This is a genomic window from Desulfatiglans anilini DSM 4660, assembly GCF_000422285.1.
Lineage (GTDB): Bacteria > Desulfobacterota > DSM-4660 > Desulfatiglandales > Desulfatiglandaceae > Desulfatiglans > Desulfatiglans anilini.
The window spans coordinates 10,607-30,109 of the sequence record NZ_AULM01000034.1; the positions used below are offsets into that span (position 1 = coordinate 10,607).

The 19,503-nt window shown below is 61.9% G+C and carries 13 protein-coding genes; 4 read left to right on the forward strand and 9 right to left on the reverse strand.

What is annotated here, in order from left to right:
• The first annotated feature begins 9 nt into the window (after nucleotides 1-9).
• A complete protein-coding gene (locus H567_RS25650) occupies nucleotides 10-3,192 on the forward strand; it encodes an efflux RND transporter permease subunit (protein ID WP_035254929.1) in 3,183 nt (1,060 codons plus the stop codon).
• Nucleotides 3,189-4,679 (forward strand): efflux transporter outer membrane subunit, encoded by a 1,491-nt coding sequence (locus H567_RS25655; protein ID WP_279615004.1) that lies wholly within the window; start codon nucleotides 3,189-3,191, stop codon nucleotides 4,677-4,679. The genes H567_RS25650 and H567_RS25655 overlap by 4 nt, the downstream gene beginning before the upstream one ends.
• A gap of 6 nt (nucleotides 4,680-4,685) precedes the next feature.
• Here the strand turns inward: H567_RS25655 and H567_RS0117150 are convergent, their stop codons facing one another.
• The 4 genes from H567_RS0117150 to malQ form a co-directional block, all read right to left on the reverse strand.
• On the reverse strand, nucleotides 4,686-6,218 hold the full coding sequence (locus H567_RS0117150; RefSeq protein WP_028322335.1) for a benzoate-CoA ligase family protein: 1,533 nt from the start codon (nucleotides 6,216-6,218) through the stop codon (nucleotides 4,686-4,688).
• A 253-nt stretch (nucleotides 6,219-6,471) separates the two neighbouring features.
• Nucleotides 6,472-7,857, reverse strand: coding sequence for a sigma-54-dependent transcriptional regulator (locus H567_RS25660; RefSeq protein ID WP_035254930.1), 1,386 nt, complete (start codon nucleotides 7,855-7,857; stop codon nucleotides 6,472-6,474).
• Nucleotides 7,858-7,870: 13 nt separating this feature from the next.
• Complete coding sequence (locus H567_RS0117160) at nucleotides 7,871-9,409, reverse strand: ATP-binding protein (RefSeq protein WP_028322336.1); 1,539 nt, start codon at nucleotides 9,407-9,409, stop codon at nucleotides 7,871-7,873.
• Nucleotides 9,410-9,461: 52 nt separating this feature from the next.
• On the reverse strand, nucleotides 9,462-10,943 hold the full coding sequence (malQ, locus tag H567_RS0117165) for a 4-alpha-glucanotransferase (RefSeq protein ID WP_028322337.1): 1,482 nt from the start codon (nucleotides 10,941-10,943) through the stop codon (nucleotides 9,462-9,464).
• A 550-nt stretch (nucleotides 10,944-11,493) separates the two neighbouring features.
• Here malQ and H567_RS25665 point away from each other — a divergent pair.
• A complete protein-coding gene (locus H567_RS25665) occupies nucleotides 11,494-12,381 on the forward strand; it encodes a damage-control phosphatase ARMT1 family protein (protein WP_051185068.1) in 888 nt (295 codons plus the stop codon).
• Nucleotides 12,382-12,694: 313 nt separating this feature from the next.
• On the opposite strand, the gene H567_RS0117180 is transcribed toward H567_RS25665, so the two are convergent.
• Together H567_RS0117180 and H567_RS0117185 are read right to left on the reverse strand one after the other, a co-directional pair.
• Nucleotides 12,695-12,910, reverse strand: coding sequence for a hypothetical protein (locus tag H567_RS0117180; RefSeq protein WP_028322338.1), 216 nt, complete (start codon nucleotides 12,908-12,910; stop codon nucleotides 12,695-12,697).
• A gap of 341 nt (nucleotides 12,911-13,251) precedes the next feature.
• Nucleotides 13,252-13,962, reverse strand: a complete 711-nt coding sequence (locus H567_RS0117185; protein ID WP_028322339.1) for a phosphoribosyltransferase — start codon at nucleotides 13,960-13,962, stop codon at nucleotides 13,252-13,254.
• A 493-nt stretch (nucleotides 13,963-14,455) separates the two neighbouring features.
• Here H567_RS0117185 and polX point away from each other — a divergent pair, with 493 nt between their 5' ends.
• Nucleotides 14,456-16,177 carry a DNA polymerase/3'-5' exonuclease PolX gene (polX, locus tag H567_RS0117190; protein ID WP_028322340.1) on the forward strand — a complete coding sequence of 574 codons (1,722 nt, stop codon included), beginning with the start codon at nucleotides 14,456-14,458 and terminating at the stop codon, nucleotides 16,175-16,177.
• Between the two features lie 40 nt (nucleotides 16,178-16,217).
• Here the strand turns inward: polX and H567_RS28650 are convergent, their stop codons facing one another.
• The 3 genes from H567_RS28650 to H567_RS25675 form a co-directional block, all read right to left on the reverse strand.
• On the reverse strand, nucleotides 16,218-16,382 hold the full coding sequence (locus H567_RS28650; RefSeq protein WP_153306238.1) for a hypothetical protein: 165 nt from the start codon (nucleotides 16,380-16,382) through the stop codon (nucleotides 16,218-16,220).
• Between the two features lie 118 nt (nucleotides 16,383-16,500).
• Nucleotides 16,501-17,142, reverse strand: a complete 642-nt coding sequence (locus H567_RS25670) for a transglycosylase SLT domain-containing protein (protein WP_035254931.1) — start codon at nucleotides 17,140-17,142, stop codon at nucleotides 16,501-16,503.
• A complete protein-coding gene (locus H567_RS25675; protein ID WP_435051122.1) occupies nucleotides 17,126-19,393 on the reverse strand; it encodes a chloride channel protein in 2,268 nt (755 codons plus the stop codon). Before H567_RS25675 ends, H567_RS25670 begins: the two co-directional genes overlap by 17 nt.
• Between the last annotated feature and the right edge of the window lie 110 nt (nucleotides 19,394-19,503).

The following is a 19,503-nucleotide window of genomic DNA, read 5'->3' on the forward strand; positions in this document are numbered from 1 at the left end:
AGGACGGTCATGCTCTCGAATTTTTTCCTGGACCGTCCCGTCTTCGCATGGGTGATCGCCATCATCATGATGCTCGCCGGGGCGCTTGCGATCTACAATCTGCCCATCTCGCAGTACCCGCCCATTGCGCCCCCCTCGATTGCGATCGACGCCTTCTATCCGGGTGCCTCCGCCGAGACAGTCGAAAACAGCGTCATTCAGATCATCGAGCAGAAAATGACGGGGTTCGACCGGCTGCTGTACATGTCCGCGACGAGCGACGGCTCGGGCGCGGGGAGGCTGGAGCTGACCTTCGCACCGGGCACCGACCCGGATTTTGCGTGGTCCCAGGTGCAGAACAAGCTCCAGCTCGCGATGGCGAGCCTCCCGGATGTCGTCCAGCGCCAGGGGGTCAAGGTCAGCAAATCCACCCGCAACTACCTGATTCTCGTCGGCCTGATCTCCGAAGACGGCAGCATGGGCGAAAACGATCTGAGGGATTACGCGCAGTCCAACGTCGAGAAGGTGCTGGCGCGGGTGCCGGGCGTCGGAGAGGTCGAAAGCTTCGGCTCGCAGTACGCGATGCGGATCTGGCTCAAGCCGGACAAGCTCACGGACTACAAACTGACCGTCGACGATGTCATCGCCGGCCTGCGCGCCTACAACGTGGAGATCTCCGCCGGCCAGTTCGGGGCGGTCCCGGCGGTGGAGGGCCAGCGCCTGAACGCCTCCATCATCGTCCAGAACCTGCTCCGGACCCCGGAGGAATTTGCCGCGATCCCTCTGCGCATCAATCCCGATGGGTCCACGGTGCGCGTACGGGATATCGGGTGGACGGAACTCGGTACGGAGCGCTACGAGACGAGCGCGCTCTTCAACGGGATGCCCGCCGCTGCGCTGGCGGTCCGCCAGGCCCCGGGGGCGAACGCCCTGGACACCGCGGATGCCATCAAGGCGAAGATGGAGGAACTCGCGTACTATTTTCCGCCCGGCATGAAGGTCATCTACCCTTACGAGACGACCCCCTTCGTCGAGGTGGCCATCGACGAGGTGGTCAAGACCCTGCTGGAGGCGATCGTACTCGTGTTTCTGGTGATGTACCTTTTCATGGGGAACATCCGGGCCACTCTGATCCCGACGATGGCGGTGCCGGTGGTGATCCTGGGGACCTTCGCCGTGCTCGGGCTGTTCGGGTTCTCCATCAACATGCTGACCATGTTCGCCATGGTGCTGGCGATCGGCCTCCTCGTCGACGATGCCATCGTGGTCGTGGAGAACGTCGAGCGGGTGATGCGCGACGAGAATCTGCCGCCGCGGGAGGCGACCCGCAAGTCCATGGGCGAGATCACGAGCGCCCTGGTCGGGATCGGGCTGGTGCTCTCGGCGGTGTTCGGCCCCATGGCGTTTTTCGGCGGCTCTACGGGCGTCATCTACCGGCAGTTCTCCGTGACCGTTATCGCCGCGATGCTGCTCTCGGTCCTGGTCGCCCTGATCCTGACGCCGGTCCTCTGCGCCTCGCTCCTGAGGCCCATGCCCAAAGGGCACACGCCCGCGGACAGCGCCTTTTTCCTTTTCCGGCCTTTTTTCCGCTGGTTCGACCGGACGTTCTTCTGGGTCCGAGACAAGTACCAGCTGGTGGTCGGAGGGATCCTGCGACGAAAGCTCCGTTACCTGTTCATCTATGTCCTTCTGGTCGCAGCCCTTGGCTTCCTTTTTCTGCGGATGCCAACGGCCTACCTTCCTGACGAGGACCAGGGCATCATGTTCGTCCAGGCGACTCTGCCGCCGGGTTCGACCATGGAGCAGTCCGCGGAGGTCATGAAGGAGGTTCGGACCTACCTGCTGGAAGAAGAGAAGGAGACGGTTCGATCCATTATGACCTTGACCGGCCGGAGCTTCTCGGGCGCCGGGCAGAACTCCGGCATGGCATTCGTTCAGCTGCGGGATTGGGACCTCAGGGACCGGCCGGATCTCAAGGTCGAGGCCCTGTTGGGGCGGGCCATGGCGCGGTTTTCACAGATTCGGAACGCGCGCGTCTTCGCTTTTCCACCACCCGCCGTGATCGAACTCGGCCGGGCGGGGGGCTTCGATTTTCAATTGCAGGACCGGGGGGGGATCGGCCACGAAGCCTTGATGGCGGCTGGCGATCAGCTGCTCAGGATGGCGAATGAAGATCGGCGCCTGATCCGCGTCCGGCTGAACGGCCTCGAGGATGTGCCCCAATACCGGATCGATGTGGATTGGGAAAAGGCCGGTACCCTCGGTGTGCCCATCGACTCGATTCACAACACCGTTACGGCCCTGTTCGGCAGCGCCTACGTCAACGACTTCATCCAGAACGGCCGGGTCAAGCGGGTCTACGTCCAGGCGGATGGGCCCTACCGGATGCTGCCGAGCGATCTCGACCGTCTCTACGTGCGTAATCAAGCGGGAACGATGACGCCTCTCACCGCCCTCGCAAGCGGACGCTGGACCTATGGATCGCCTCGTTTAGAACGGTTCAACGCCTTCCCCTCCCTGAACTTCTGGGGGGAGCCCTCTCCAGGGACCAGCTCCGGCGAGGCGATGCAGGCTATGGAGGAGATCGCACGCAAGCTTCCGCAGGGAACCGGCTTCGACTGGGCCGGCATCTCTTATCAGGAGCGGATGGCGACATCCCAGGCGCCGGTCCTGTACGCCTTTTCGATGATCGTGATCTTTCTCTGTCTGGCCGCCCTTTACGAGAGCTGGACCGTCCCTATCTCGGTCATGCTGGCGCTGCCGCTCGGCGTGATCGGCGGCGTGCTCGCCACGTCCTTCCGCGGGCTGCCGAACGATGTCTATTTTCAGATCGGGATGCTGACCGTCCTCGGGCTGACGACCAAAAACGCCATCCTGATCGTCCAGTTCGCCATGGCCAAGGTGAGGGAGGGCAGAGGCCTCATCGACGCCACGCTGGAAGGGGCCAAACTGAGGCTGCGTCCGATCGTCATGACATCGCTCGCCTTCGGCTTCGGGGTGCTTCCGCTCGCCATCGCCACGGGCGCGGGAGCGGGCGCACAGAATGCAATCGGCACCGGCGTTCTGGGTGGGATGGCGACCGCGACTTTTTTGGCGATTTTTTTCATCCCTCTGTTCTATGTCTTGGTGGTGAGGCTTTTTGGGAGAAAGCAAGGGCCCATGGATCAGACCCCTGCTTCTGAGGTCGAAGCCCGTCTGGAGATGAAAGAATGATGATACGGAAAATGCTTGCGTGTCTGCCGCTGGGGGCGCTTGTGTTCAACGGGTGCAGCCTGATGCCGGATTACAAACGGCCCGATGCCCCGATCCCGGGCGGGTGGAAGAGCGGACCCGCCTACCGGGAAGGCCTGCGGACGTCGGATGCGCCTTTGGCGGCGGATCTCGAGTGGCGCGCCTTTTTCACCGATGAGCGGATGCGCCAGGTCATCGAACTCGGGCTTCAGAACAACCGGGATTTGCGGGCGGCCGCCCTCAACGTCGAACGGGCGCGGGCGCTTTACGGGATCCAGCGCGCCGAACTGCTGCCATGGGTCGGTGCGACGGGAAGCGGATACAAAGGAAGGGTCCCTGCGGATCTCTCGAGCAGCGGTACGCCCAGGACAACTGAGGAATACCGCGTGGATCTGGGCATCGCTTCCTGGGAAATCGATTTCTTCGGGCGCATCCGCAGCCTCGAGCAGCAAGCCCTCGAGACGTACTTCGCCACCGAGGAGGCGCGGCGGAGCGCCCGGATCCTTCTGATCTCGGAGATCTCAATCGCCTACCTGAGCCTCGCCACCGAACTGGAAAACCTTCGATTGGCCCAGTCCACGCTCGAGGCGCAGCAGGACAGCTACAACCTGATCAAACGGCGCTACGAGGTCGGCCTGGCGCCGAAGATCGACCTGCGCCAGGTGCAGACCCGCGTGGATTCCGCGCGGGTGGACATCGCCCTTTTCACGGAGCGGACGGCCCAGGTCGAAAACGCCCTCGACCTGCTGGTGGGAGACCTCGTTCCCGATGAACTGAAGCCGGAGGGGCTCAGCACGGTGGCCGCCCTGGGTGCGGTTTCCCCCGGGCTTTCTTCGGAGGTGCTGCTGGGCCGTCCGGACGTTCTTCAGGCGGAGAGGCTCCTCAGGGCTGCGAACGCCAATATCGGCGCGGCGCGCGCCGCCCTCTTCCCGCGGATCTCGCTCACCACGGCGGCCGGGACCGCGAGCGCAGAGCTCTCCGGATTGTTCCGCTCCGGCTCCGGTGTGTGGAATGTCGCTCCGAGGGTGGATCTGCCGATCTTCTACCCCGGCCTCTGGTCCGCGCTCAAGGTGAGTCAAGTCGATCGGGAGCTTGCCGTCACGCGCTACGAAAAGGCCATTCAGAATGCATTTCTGGAGGTGAACAATGCCCTGGCGGGCGAAGGGACCCTCGGGGACCGCATGAAGGCGCAGGAATCCCTGGTCGAGGCTACATCGGAGACCTATCAGCTGTCGAAGTCACGGTATGAAAAGGGGATCGACACTTACCTGAACGTGCTGGATGCCCAGCGTTCCCTTTACGCCGCACAGCAGGGCCTGATCACCATCCGTTTCGCACGGCTCGCGAATCAGGTGCGGCTTTATGCAGTGCTGGGTGGGGGAGGGGAGAACGCTGCCACCCCGCGCGATGCGGATGGACAGGTCCCCCAGCCCAGCACGTACGTATCAGGCAAGGCGGGGGAAAAATAGCAGGGTTTAAGCAGCCTGCCGCTCGGGCATCCGCAGCTTGAAGCGCTGGATCTTTCCGGTGGCGGTCTTCGGGAGTTCGTCCGGCAGCATGATGTCCCAGGGGCACTTGAACCTCGGGAGTCTGCCGGCTGCGTAGTCGAGCAGTTCACGGCTGAGCCTGGGCTTGTCCGTGTCGGCGCCCGTGTACTGTGGTTCGAGAATGACATAGGCGAACGGCTTGATCAGCCCCTCGATCTCCTGTCCGACCACGGCGCACTCGTGAACAGCCTTGTGCTCCATGAGGACGTTTTCGATTTCGACGGGCGAGACCCAGATTCCGCCGACCTTCAACATGTCGTCCCCACGCCCCTGGTAGGTGAAATAGCCTCCGACCTGGCTGTAGATGTCACCGGTCCTGAACCAGCCCCCTTCGAGCATCTTCTCGGCGTTTTCTTCCGGCCTTTTCCAGTAGCCCGGTGTGATGCTGCGGCCCCTGATGAGCAGGTGCCCCGGCACGCCCTGCGGAACCTCTTTTCCCGAGAGGTCCACGATCTTTGCCTGGAATCCGGGGACGAGGCGTCCCGAGGTCCCTTCGAGGACATCATCCTGGAGGTTGGAGATGAAGATGTGCATCGCCTCGGTCGACCCGATCCCGTCGAGGATGGTGAGTCCTGTTTTTTCGCGCCATTTCCTCAAGACCTCGGGCGGAAGCGCCTCCCCGGCCGATGCGCAGAGCCTGATGGATTCGAACCGGATCTGGTCGATCTTTTTCAGGAGGGAGTTGTACTGGGTCGGTACGCCGAAAAAGATTGTCGGCTGCTGTTCCTGGATGATCTGCAACACGTTGTCAGGCGATGGCCGATCGGAGAGGAGGACGACGGGTGCGCCGTAGCGGAACGGGATCGCGAGGCTGTTTCCGAGCCCGTAGGCGAAAAAGAGCTTGCTCACCGAAAAGAGCTTGTCCTCTTCCGTGATGTGCAGGACGTTCCGGCCGTAGGCATTGGCGATGAACAGCAGATCGATGTGTTTGTGGGGCGTACCCTTGGGGCGTCCGGTGCTGCCCGAGCTGTAAAGCCAAAAGGCGATGTCGTCTTCATGGGCGGGATGGGCCTCGGCCTCGTCCGAGGCCTCCGAAAGCCATTCATCCAGCCCGTCGTCGGCGAAGAGGCGGTAGCAGAGATGGCGCGTTCCGGCGCAGGCCGCCTTGCTGGTCTTTTCCGTGACCAGAACGCGGGCCTCGCTGTTCTCGAGGAGGTACTCGTAGTCCGCCATGCCCAGCATGGTGTTGACCGCGACCGGCCAGGCGCCGTGCTTGATGCTGCCCAGGAAGGCATAGATGAACATGGGCGAGTCGGGCAGATGGATCATGACGCGTTCGGTCGGTTTTACATTCAGCTTTTTGAGGACGTTCGCAAATCGGTTGACATTCTTCAGTACGTCCCGGTAGGTGACGGTTTCTTCTCCGCAGTAAATCGCGACCTTATCCCCTCGTTCGGCGGCGTTCTCGTCCAGGAGCCGTGAGGCGATATTGAACGTGTCCTGTCTGATCTGCTCATTCATGGCGTTACCCCCTTTTGATTTGAATGGTTTGGTAAGAAGGTAACGCAAGGGGCATGCCAAAATGGAGGCTATGCGAAAAGATTATTAATATAAGTGCCTTACATTGTCGATACTGAACGGATAGAAAACAAAGCGCTTCGAAAAATCGAAAAGAATCGAAAGCGCTTTTAAAAATTGAAAACCGGTTGGCCCGCCTCCGGAACCCTCCTCGATATTTTCCGGATGACTTCTTCACCCGATTGAAGCCGCCGCTTCAGCTCGAACGTCCGCGCCGGGATTTCGACTCGATGCCGTAGAGCTTCATCCGCCTGCTCAGGGTGGGGCGGGAGATCCCGAGCTGTTCGCAGGCCTTGCCGTAATGCCAGTGGACCTCGTTCAGGACCCGCAGGATCCGCTCGCGCTCGGATTCGGCCGGCTGGTTTTCCGGAGCTTTTGGGGGCTCATCAGTTCCTTTTCCCGGATGGGTCTTATTCAGGAGGGGGGCGGTCACTGCGTCCGTGATGAGGTTCCCCTTGGTGAGAATTGCCGCTCTGGTGAGGATGTTTTCCAACTCCCGCACATTCCCCGGCCAGGAATAGCGAATCATCCGCTGCATCGCGGCTTCTTCGACGCCCTCGATCCGGTGCTGCAGCTCGGTGCCGATACGTTTCAGAAGGTAGTCGACGATCATGGGGATATCGGCCTGACGATCCCTGAGGGGAGGGATCCGGACGGTGGCTACGCTCAACCGGTAGAAGAGGTCCTCCCTGAAGGCACCCTTGCGGACCATGCTGCGGAGGTTCCGGTTCGTTGCCGCGATGATCCGGGCCTTGAGCTGCAGGGGTTTTTCGCCGCCCACGCGCAGAAATTCCTTTTCCTGGAGGACTCGAAGGAGCTTTGCCTGCAGTTCGACCGGGATCTCGCCCACTTCGTCCAGGAAGAGGGTGCCGGCTTCGGCGATCTCGAACATCCCCTTCTTGGAGGAGACCGCGCCGGTGAAGGCGCCTTTTTCGTGGCCGAAAAGCTCGCTTTCGAGGAGGTTTTCGACGATGGCCGAGCAGTTGATCGCGACGAAGGGCTGGTCCTTCCAGGCGCTGTGAGAGTGGATGGCACGGGCGACCAACTCCTTGCCGGTCCCGGTTTCACCCTCGATCAGGACATTGACCCGGTTGGCGGACAAGACGCCGATCGTCTTGAAGATCTCGTTCATCTCCCTGGTCTTGCCGATGATCTCGCCCTTTTTGAATTCCTGGTCCCGGGGCCTTCCGGCGGGAGCCTGGCGCCTGCGCATCCTCGACAGCTCGAGTGCTCTCTGGATGGCGTCTTCCAGTTCGTCGACATCGATGGGTTTGGGGATGTACTCGAAGGCGCCGGAGCGGATCGCCTGGATGGTGGTGCCCATGTCGTGAAAGGCGGTGATGATGATCACATAGGGGGGATTCTCTCCCTTCCGGAGTTCCTTCAGGATCTCCAGTCCGCTTCTGTCCGGCAGCCGCACGTCCAGGATGACGACGTCGGGCTGCAGCGAGCGGGCCTTATCGATGCATTCGGTGCCGGTCACGGCGCAGGCGACATGGAATCCTTTGTCACGGAGATAGCCCTCCAGGAGTTCGAGCGAAGAGGGTTCATCGTCGACGATCAGCAGGGTTGGTTTGGCCATGGAAACATCATCCTCATGTTTCGATGTCGGAGCCCGCGGACGGTCCCGGCGAAATGGGGAACACCATGAAGAAACAGAGACCGCCTCCCTGCGCGGGGGAGGCGTGGATCGACGCCCCGTGGGCCTCGACGATGCGTTTGGTGTTGGCGAGCCCGAGGCCGGTGCCTTTCGTTTTCTTGCTGAAGAACGGGTCGAAGAGATAGGGCAGGTCTTCAGGGCTCACCCCGGGGCCATTGTCGCATATCGCCACCTCGACGGCGTTTTCTTTTCGCAGAAGCCGGACCGCGAGCTGAATGCGCCCCTCCGCCTCCACCGCTTCGACCGCGTTCAGGAGAAGGTTGATGATCGCCTGCTCCATCTTTTCCCGGTCGACGGCAAGGAGAGGGAGCGCCTTGCCGAATCGTTTGCGCACGTGAATCCGCTTTTCGTTGAGCTTGGCCTCGAGGACCTCGAGCGACATCTCGATCGCGTCGATGATGGAGGCGGGCGCAGAAGCCAAACGGAGGGGTTTGGCGAGGTCGAGCATGTCGCCCACGATGGCTTCGAGGCGGGAGATCTGCTGGGCGAGGATCTCGAGCCTCCGCTGGTCCGTCGCGCCGAAGCCGGTGTTCTTCAGGATCATCTGGACGCTCATCTTGACGGATGACAAGGGGTTGCGGATCTCGTGGGCGAGGGATGTCGTCAGGTGGCCGATGCGTGCAAGGGCTTCCGCTTCCCGCACCCGCCGTTCGATTTCCACCCGCTCCGCGATGTCCCGGGAGATGCCGATGGTCGCCGCCTCTCCCTCGTACAGTGCGAGCGTCACCGTGTTCTCGGTGGGCAGCTCCGTTCCGTTGCGGTGAAGCCGGTTGTAGACATACTGCTTGCCGTGCGATCTCCCCGGCGGTTGCCCTTCGTCGATCCACCGGATCTTCCCGAGCGATCCGGCTGCGACGAAGTCGGTGAACGGCCGCCCGAGCACATCCTTTTTAGGGTAGCCGTGCATGCTGCAAAACGCCTTGTTGGCGAAGAGGATCCTTCCCGCCCGGCTTACGAAATACCCGTCCCGGATCTTTTCGACCAGCGTGCGGTACTTCGATTCGGATTCGGCCAACTGCCGGGTACGCTCGGCGACCTTGACCTCGAGCGTCTGGGCGTACCTTTTGATCTCGGCGTTGTGGAGGGCCTGGAAATGATCACTGAATCGATGCAGGGTGTAGCTGAGGCAGTCGTTCAGACGGTGGATGGCCGGCAGCAGGTCCGGGGTTTCCAGTTCGGCGGCGAAAATGGGCAGGAGGATGGTCCGGTAGAGCTCGAAGGCCTTCTGGACCTCGGATACCGAAAACCCGGCTCTCGAGCGGATGTTGCCGATCCACTCAATGAAGGCGTCGATTTTCGAGTGATCGCCCGTGGTCAGGACGGCGTAGTTGGCATCCGTCACCGCCGGGATGGTCCTTAGGAGGTTCTCCTCGGGCAAGGCCGAATACGTGGGGCTCACGTCCCCATGGAGCCTTTCGACCCACTCGTGGATGATCCGATCCCGATGCCGGAGCAGGATCTCGGAAAGATTCATCAGGTTTGCCCTCCTGCAGACGATCGAAGGATGCGGTGGACGACCGCGATGTTCATCCCCTGCCGACCATCTCGGTGATCCGCCTCAGCCTCTCTTGCGTTTCCAGGGTTGTCATGCCCGGCGAAAGGCGCCATCCCCAGTTCCCGCCGTTCAGGCCCGGGTTGTTCATGCGGGCCTCCTGCCCGAGCCCCAGCAGATCCTGCACGGGGACGATGACCATGCCGGCCGCGGAGCGCATCAGGAGCCGGATCAGTTCCCAGTGAAGCTCCTCGACGGGCACCTGCCGCCCGATGTAGGCAAAGATCCGCTCCTTGTCCTCCTGCGAGGTCTCGTTCTCGAACCAGCCCCGGATGGTGTTGTTGTCGTGCGTCCCCGTGTAGGCGACGCAGTTTACGGGCAGGTTGTGCGGAATATACGGGTTGGCCGGCATGTCCGGACCGAAGGCGAAGAGGAGGACCTTCATGCCGGGGAAACCGAACCGCGCCACGACCTCGCGGACATCCGCGGTGATGAGGCCCAGATCCTCTGCAAGCACCGGAAGGGCCGGGAAGCGTCGGAACAGCGTAGTGAAGAAGTCGAGGGCGGGGGCCTCGACCCACCGGCCGTTGATTGCGTTCGGCTCCGAGGCGGGCACCTCCCAATAGGCGACCAACCCCCTGAAGTGGTCGATCCGCACGAAGTCGAAGAGCTCGCGGTTGCGGGCGAACCGTTCGATCCACCAGTCGTAGCTCCTTTCCTGAAGGACCGCCCAGTTGTACACCGGGTTGCCCCACAGCTGCCCGGTCCGGCTGAAGTAGTCCGGCGGAACCCCGGCCACGACCTCCGGCCGCCTCTCGTGGTCGAGCTTGAACAGGTCCGGGTGGGTCCAGACATCGGCGCTGTCGTAAGTGACGTAGATGGGGATGTCGCCGAAGATCAGGATCCCCTTCCGGTTGCAATAACGCTTCAGGGCGGACCACTGCGTGTAGAAGAGATACTGAAGGAATTTCTCCTTGCGGACGCGCCGGCGATGGTCGTGCCTCGCCTGGTCGATGGCAGCGGGTTCGCGGTCCCGCAGATCGGATGGCCAATCCCTCCAGACCGCGCCGTTGTATCGTGATTTGAGGGCTTTGAACAGCGCGTAGTCATCCAGCCAGCCGGCCTGGGCATCGCAGAACTGCCGAAAGGCGGGGTCCCGCTCCGGGTCGAACCGCTCGAAGGCCCGTTCGAACAGCCCTTCTTTGAAGGCGATCACCGCGGCGAAGTCCACCTGATCCTGTCGAAGGGGCGGCAGCGGACGGAGGTCGGCCTCGTCCAGCAGCTCGGCGCGCACCAGCAGCTCGGGGCTGATCAGGAGGGGATTGGCGGCAAAGGCCGAATCGCTGTGGTAAGGGGATTCTCCGGTGGGGTTCAGGGGCAGGATCTGCCAGACGGATTGTCTGGCGCCGGCCAGAAAGTCCGCGAAACGGTAGGCCTCGGGGCCGAGGTCCCCAATGCCGAAGGGCGACGGCAGGGAAGTGATATGCAGAAGAATGCCGCTGCTTCGAATGTTCATCGATGATGCCCCGTTCGTGTTGTTGGTTGTCGTGGTTTCAGGGCGGTGGAAGGCAGACGCTCTGCCCCGTACCGCCCAGGGCGGCGTTTTCCGCTCGCGCGCGGCCCCCGGGCTTCGGCGTTGCCTGTCCCCATGCTGCCGACCGCACGCGACCTGCGAGCCATGGGCTTTGCATGGGAGTCTGCGCGTCAAGGATCATATCCGGAGCGAACGTCGTCGCGACGGATGCGCGCTAAGGGATCGGAAACCGGGTCCTACCGGGAAATCATTTCCGGATGGATATTAACTAGCGGACATAAACGGCTGATGCAACCTAATTTCTCGCTTCAAGGGAAGAACCTTCGATGTGCAGGGGGCGCCGGAAGGATTCCATGCAGGCACGCCGCAGATCTTCGATGCCCGGGAGCATGCACCGCGCCGGGATTCTCAGACTCCCCTTGCAGGATGAGCGCCGGCGTTGTACCTTGGTCGGCGGACAGGACCCTTTGCAGAGGGGCTTTTTTCCATCGATGCCGCCTTTGCGTCGTCCGAGAAAGGAAACAATCGACTGATGAAAACCTATCTTGAATGCATCCCGTGCTTCCTGAAGCAGGCGCTGTTCGCAGCGGGCGCGGCCACCACCGACGACAGGCGGATCAAGGAGGTCCTCGACGGGGTGGCGCGCCTGATCCCCGATATATCCATGGAGAGCTCGCCGCCCGAGATGGCGACCCGGGTCTACGCGCTGGTCAAAAAGATCACCGGCGTCCAGGATCCCTTTGCACAGCTCAAGAAGGAGAGCATCGAGAACGCGCTTTCGCGGTACACGAATCTGAAGCGTGCCGTCGAAGAGGCCGAGGATCCGCTGGAGGCGGCGGTGAGGATCGCGATCGTGGGGAATCTGATCGACTTTGGCGCGTCCACCGAATTCGACCTCGATGCGGCGATGGAGGAGGTCTTCGACAAACGGCTCGCCATCGATCACTTCGCCTCCTTCCGGGAGACGCTCGCAAAGGCGCGGAGCGTCGTTTACCTGGGCGACAATGCCGGGGAGACGGTCTTTGACCGGGTCCTGATCGAAACGATGGAGAAGGAGACGACCTACGTCGTGCGGGACATCCCCGTCATCAACGACGCCACGGATGAGGATGCGCGAAGAAGCGGGCTCGATGCGGTAGCGCGGATTCTCCCTTCGGGATGCTACGCGCCCGGGACGATCCTGTCCGGGTGCTCGGAGGATTTTCTGCGCGCATACGAGGAGGCGGATCTCATCATCAGCAAGGGGCAGGGCAATTTCGAGACGCTCTCAGAGGAGACGGGCCCCTTGTTTTTCCTTCTCAAGGTGAAATGCCCCGTCATCGCGAAGCATCTCGGCGCCGAACTGGGGGCGATGGTTCTCAAGAATGCACGGCTGCATGGGGGGACGCCGAATTCGGGCAGGAAAGGGGACGGGGTTTGAAGGAAAGGCCAGCGGTTCGGTGAAGCCTTTCCTTTTGCCTCTGATGATCACGTTCTTCGGTTGGCTCTATGTCGCCGTATTTACGGGCCTAACCGTTGTCGGATCCCTTGGTGTAGGCGTGATCGTGGGGCTTGTGCTCGATCCCCTCGCTGTTTCTTCGCCAAATTATAGAGAAGGGAATTCGTCAAAAGACGGTCCGTCCGCCGGGACGGAGCTTGCACGTGGCGACGACGGGAAAACGGCGACCCATCATCCGCGGGCAGCTCGTCGTCCAGGCGGATGAACGATATACCGTCTAGGTCAAGACGTCGAATCAGCGCGGACTCGGGTCCTTTGCGGCGCCTTCGATGCTGCAGCGGGTGAAGTCGATCGGATTGCCGCAACCCTTGCACTTGTGCGGACGATCGAATTCGTCGGAGAAGACCTCGACTTCTTTGCCGCACTCCGGGCACTTGCAGGTAAAAGATGTAAGGTTGCGGAAGCTCTGGAATCCTGGGCAATGAGCAGGAGTCGTCTTGTTTTCTGCCATATCGCAATCTCCTTTCCTGGTTGGTTTCCATCGGGAAATGGTCCTTTTTGCCAATCTCGCGGTTCATCTGCGTGTTTGCTTGTGGGGCGACCGTCAGGGCGCCTCCGCGCAAACGTTGGATTTCCTGGATATTGGCGAAAAATCCTCATTTCCGCATTGGAAACGGGGTTGTAACGAGAAAACGTTTCCGGATGACTACTCGTTGAGGTTTCAGGCCTTGCGTATCCCAAGGCCGTCGCAAAAATGCGGGTGCACCGCCCGACGGTCCTTCATGAAGAAACTCCTTGGGAATATTCCCTTCCAGAGCGATGCATACCGTCGCTTCCAACGAGGGCGGAGCCTTAAGCGAGGCCGGGGCTATCAGGTTCTCCACGGCGGTCGAGAAGCTCGAGGACGTCCTCGTGACTCAGATCATACCAGAATTTATAGGCCGCGGCCACGGCAAATGAGTGCTCCTCTCGAATATTGGGGCAATACACGGCGTCCGTCAACTCCTGAATACGCCCGATGGTTCTGAGCGGTGCGGTCGGCACGGCGACCACGACGCTTTTGGCTTTACGGCGTTTGGCCGAATGGATCGAGGCCATCATGGTGAAGCCGGAGGCCAGGCCGTCATCGGCCAGAAGGACGGTCTTGTTTTCCAGAACGGGCGGCGGGGCGCCGCCCCTGAAGCGCTGGTTGCGTTTTTGAAGCTCGGCTTCGACCGTGCGGCGCTCTTGCTCTATGTCATGTTCGGACAGCCGGATGTATGCGAGAAGTTCCTGGTTCAGGAAGAGGCTGCCGTCGAGTGTCAGGGCGCCGAAACCCGCCTCCGTGTTTCCGGGGATCTGCAGTTTCCTCACCAGCATCAGATCGAAAGGAAGCTGCAATTCGCGGCTGATGGTGAGCCCGACGGGTACACCGCCAGAGGGGATGGCCAGGACGATGGCGTCTTCACGGTCTTTGAATTCCGTCAGGAGCATCCGGGCGAGCACCTTACCTGCCTCGAAGCGATCCTCGAAGACGTGATGCCGGTTCCTGAACGAGGCCATTTCATGGACGCGCGCCGACATGTGTCGCCTCCTTTTCCTTGTCTCGTCTCTGCTTTTCCATCCTGCGCCTCAGCCGGGGCCGCCATGGCAAGGCTGCCGGGAGCTTGTTGCAGACATGGCTGCCATGCCGCTGAGCGCTGCCTGGTTCTAGACGCATCACGGCGATGCGATGCTGAAGGGCGCTGTCCGCTCGCCACCTCCAACCCTCATGCAGAAGGATGCGGATAAGAGCGTGCGTTGGCAGATATATCAGGTATAATCACTCAGATGAAAATCGCACGCATACTGGAGAATTATTTGCACCGGAGCCCGTTTTTACGGCCGTGGGAGGAAGCCTTCGATCCAATGCTCCTGTTGAAATCGAATGCCCACGGCTTTTGACGAAGCAGGGTTTAGCGGTGGGCGGATGCACGGCTCCAGGCCGACGCCGATTTGGTGGTGAGGGGCCGTGGTGTCCGTCAGGCCGTGTACCGGAACGAAGAGACCTCTGGAACACCTTCTGGAGAATTAGGTAATGGCTATTCAAAACAGTGATATAGCTCGCATCTTTCAGGAGATGGGTGATCTTCTCGACATCGAGGGTGCCAATCCGTTCCGGGTGCGTGCCTATCGAAATGCCGCCCGATCGCTCTCCGGTTTCTCACGTGAGATCTCCGAGATGGTCGCCGCCGGGGAGGACTTGACGGAACTCCCCGGGATCGGCAAGGACCTGGCCGGGAAGATCGAGGAGATCGTACGGACCGGACGCTCGCCGCAGCTGGAGGCCCTCGAGGAGCGCCTCAGCCCGGACCTGGTCGAGATGATGAAGCTCCCCGGGCTCGGACCGAAACGTGTACAGGTGATCTACCGGCGGTTGGGGGTCTCGAGCCTCGGGGAGCTGCAGGAGGCGGCGGAAAAAGGCCGGATCAGGGAACTCGAGGGGTTCGGGGCGAAGATCGAGGCGGAGATCCTGGAAGGGCTCAAAGAGCACCGGGGCGGTGAACGGCGCCTGAAGCTCGCCGAGGCGGAGAAACGGGCGGAGCCGCTCCTTCGGTATCTGAAGGCTGGGGAGGGGATGAAGAATGTCATCATCGCCGGCAGCTTTCGGCGGCGTCAGGAGACGATCGGCGACCTGGACATCCTCGTGACGTGCCGGAAGGACGCCCGGGTGATGGAGCGTTTCGTGTCCTACGAGGATGTCCGGAAGGTCCTATCGAAGGGCGGGACACGCTCCACCGTCCTCCTCCGGTCGGGCCTCCAGGTGGATCTGCGCGTCGTGCCCCAGGTGAGCTACGGGGCGGCGCTGCACTACTTCACCGGGTCGAAGGCCCACAATATCGCGGTGCGCAAGCGCGCCATCCAGAGGGGCTTCAAGGTCAACGAATACGGCGTCTACAAAGAGTCGAAACGCATTGCGGGCAGGACGGAACAGTCGGTCTACGAGTCGGTCGGTCTTCCCTACATCGAACCGGAACTGCGGGAGAACCGCGGTGAACTGGAGGCGGCCGAGGCGGGTGCTCTTCCGCGGCTGGTGAGGCTGAGCGACATCCAGGGGGATCTCCACATCCATACCCGGGATACCGACGGCCAGGCCTCGCTCGAGGAGATGGCGGAGGCCGCGCGCAGGAACGGGTACGCGTACCTTGCCGTGACGGACCACTCCAGGCGGGTCAGCATGGCGAAGGGCCTCGACGAGCGCCGGCTGGCCGACCAGATGGCGCGCATCGATGCACTGAACGCGCGCTTCAAAGGCTTCCGCCTGTTGAAAGGGATCGAGGTCGACATCCTGCGTGACGGATCACTCGATCTTCCCGACGAGATCCTGAGGGAACTCGACCTGGTGGTGGCTTCCGTCCACTATGATCGGGCCCTTTCACGCGAGCGGCAGACGGCCCGGATCATCCGAGCGATGGATAACCCCTGTGTGCACATCCTGGCGCATCCGACCGGGCGCCTGATCGGCGAACGCCCGTCCTACGAGATGGATCTCGAGAAGGTCATGCAGGCCGCCCTCGAGAGAGGCTGCTTCCTCGAGTTGAATGCCTGCCCCGACCGCCTCGACCTCGACGATCAGGCCTGCCGGGAGGCGAAGGGGATGGGGCTGCGTGTGGCCGTCTCCACCGACGCCCACCGCGCTTCGGACCTGGATTTCATGCGCTTCGGCATCGATCAGGCGAGGCGCGGCTGGCTCGAGCCGGAGAACGTCCTGAACACCCTGCCGTGGCAAAGCCTCCGGAAGGCACTCGATCGACGCTGAGCGGTGCGTCCCGGGCGGAGGCGTGAACCCGGCCGACGGCTCAGTCGGCCGCCCAATAGCGCAGGTAATCCTTCCCCTCTTTGGCGGCCTTCTTCTGCAGTTCTTCCACCTTGGCAGCGGCTTGCCTGGTTCCCTTCTCGTCGTCGGGGTACTCGGCCAGGGCCACTTCCTCTCCGCTTCTCTGATCCAGTTCGATCACTTTCATCGCTTTGCTCCTCGGGGGTAGGTTCTCCATCTTTCAGGAGGGTGAACAGATGCCCTCTGAGCCGCGCAGCACGGACCGGCGCGTGCATGGCCGCGCCCGCATGCATCCGCGACCGCGCTCAAAAAGGCCACAGGCAGCAGGATCGCCGCTTCTCGAGGGCGGGTTCACAGACCGCCAGCTGGTCTGCATACGCCCGGGCCTGTCTTGCGACCTTCGCCGCCACGTTCTGCAGCCAGGTCTTCCCTGCGTAGGTCCTGCGGTTGTATCCACCGTGCCCCTCATGATACGCCAAATACAGGCGATATGCATCGGATTTGGCGATGCCGCAGCGGATATGGCTCATGTGGCAATACCAGCCGACAAAATCGACGGCGTCCTCAAAATCGTCCCGGTCTGCCCCTCCCCGGCCGGTCCACTTCTTGTAATCCTCCCAGGCCGCGTCCCCTGCCTGGGCATACCCATACGCCGACGAGGGCCGCGGGCCGGGGAAGACCCAGAGGCAGCGGGTGCGCGGCGGCTTGGCCTCGGCCGCGAAGCGCGATTCCTGGCGGATGATGGACATCATGATCGGGATGGAGATCCCCCAGCGATGGCGGGCGGCCGCGGCTGCGGGATACCATCCCCCCTGGCGGCGGAACAGTTCGCAGAGGTCGTCGGTGTTTTCCGTTTGCAGCGATCTCCCGCCGCATCCTGGAAGCATCAGGGTCGCCAGGATGAATAGGGCGATCAAGGGGCCGAATAGCTTACCTCTTTGCATCATGGGCGACTGTCTTTTTGAAAAACAGGTCGTCAAAGGCCTTCAGGATGTCTCGACGGCTGATTATGCCGACCACGCGACTGGGGTTTTCCCGGTCGACAACGGGAAGAATGGCGAAATCACCCTTCGACAGCCTGTTCAAGGCCGTGTAAAGCGTGTCCTCCTCCGTGACGGTGACGGGGCCAGGGGTGGCGATATCTCCGGCCGTCAGGGGGTGCCGCGGGTTTTTGGAGGCCTTGAAAATGTCCGAAAGCGACAGGATCCCCTGCAGCCGGCCTTCCTGGTCGACTATGGGATAGGCGCTGAATCGGCGCGTGCGAAGAAAGTCGGAGAGGGATTCGAATGTCTTGGCCGCCGGGATGGTTTCGACCTGGCGGTTCATGGCCATGCCGACGGAAACTGCCTTCAGGCGCGACGCCTCACGTTCGGCGGGCTGTTTTTCCGGCTCTCCCTCACGCTGTTTGATGGCCTGTACCCGAAGGTTGTAATATTCGATCACCTCTCGCCGATCCAGCATCCCCAGCAAAAACCCGGGGTCATCGTCCTTGACGACCGGGAGTCTTTGAAGGTTGCGGACCGTGAATTTCTTGAGCACGGAGTTGATGTCTTCCGAAGGGGTCGCCGTGATGAGCTCGGTCGTCGCGATATCCTTCATCCGGACCAGTTCCCCGATTTCGTCGTCGAAGAGGACGCTGCGGACGTCGTTGATGGAAAAGATCCCGGTGAGTTCCTTCCGTTCGTTGACGACGGGGAAATAGTGCTGCTGGCTGGATCGGAAGATCTCGCGGAACTCGCTGAAGGTCATGTTTTCCGGGATGAGGCGCACCTTCCGGAGAGAGGGAAGGAGTTCGCGCACCCGGATGGACTCGAGGACGTCGACGAAGAAGTCCCCGCGGTGGGCGTTCGATGAAACGCGGTTCAGCGGCTGTTTGACATAGATGGTCCATCGTTTGGACAGCAGAAAGGCGAGCGAGCAGACGAGCAGACTCGGGAGGAGGAGGTGATAGGAATTCGTCATCTCGCTCACGAAGATGATGGTGGAGATAGGGGCCTTGGAGACCGCCGCGAAAAAGCCCGCCATGCCGACGATGACGAAGGCCCCCGGCGCGGTGACGATGCCGGGCAGCAGCGCGTGAAAGGCTTTTCCGACCGCGCCCCCCAGGGCGCCGCCGATCACGACCGACGGGCCGAAGACCCCGCCGCTGCCCCCCGAGCCGATGGAAAAGGAGGTGGTCAGGATTTTTCCGAAGGCCAGGCCGAGAAGGAAGAGAATGGAAAGCTCGTTTTCCAGCGCCATCTGCGCATAGCCGTATCCGAAAGAGAGGGTCGCCGGCAGGAAGAAGCCTATGATGCCGGTGCACAGCCCCCCAAGGGCGGGCTTGAAGTGATTGGGTATCTCGAGGCGTTTAAAAACCTTCTGGACGCCATAAAAGGACTTGATGTAGAGGACGCCGCCGGCCACGAGGACGAAGGCCAGAACGATGTAAGGACCGAGTTCTAGCGGGTTGCGGAAGACGAAGTCATCGGAGTGGAAGAGGGAGCCCCAGCCGAAAAAGAGGCAGAAGACGCAGTAAGCGACGACGGATGAAATGCCGGCCGGTATGATGACCTCCGATTCGAACTCCGGTTCGCGGTAGAGCACTTCTGCGGCGAAGAGCGCTCCGGCCATAGGCGCACGGAAGATGCTGCCCACGCCGGCGCCGATGCCGGCTGCGAGCATGATGCGGCGTTCCCGATCCGAGAGTTTCAGCCTGGTGGCCAGGAAGGAGCCGAAGCCGGCGCCGATCTGGGCGATAGGGCCCTCACGGCCCCCCGAACCGCCGGAGGTGATGGTGACCGCCGAGGCGAGGGTCTTGATGATGGGGATGCGTCCGCGGATGAATCCGCCCTTGTTGTGGTAGGCATCGATGGCGGCATCCGTGCCGTGGCCTTCCGCTTCGGGTGCGAAGGTATATACCAGCCATCCGCTGATCAGACCGCCGATGACCGGCACGACCAGGAGCATCCAGCGGGTGAAGGGCGTCCCTGAAGGCGGGAAAAGATGGGATTCTCCAACGGGGGCGGGCGGGCGATAACCAGCCAGCATGTCGAGGAAAAAATAGGAACCGACCTGGCAGAGATACTGGAACGCAATGGATCCGAACCCCGCGATCAGGCCGATCAACACATAGGTGAAGATCCACTTGCCGGCGTGCGTCAAGCCATTCGTCCGCCAAAGAAGAAACCGGCCGGGCCGATGGGCTGTTGTCGTCATCTTGCGCTCGTCGGAACGGGTCATTCAAGCTCCCGGAGAGGGTGAGGCCCCGTTCGGCAGGTGCGGCCGGCGGGCGATGAAGGCAATGCCGGTTTTGGAATCTGAATCGG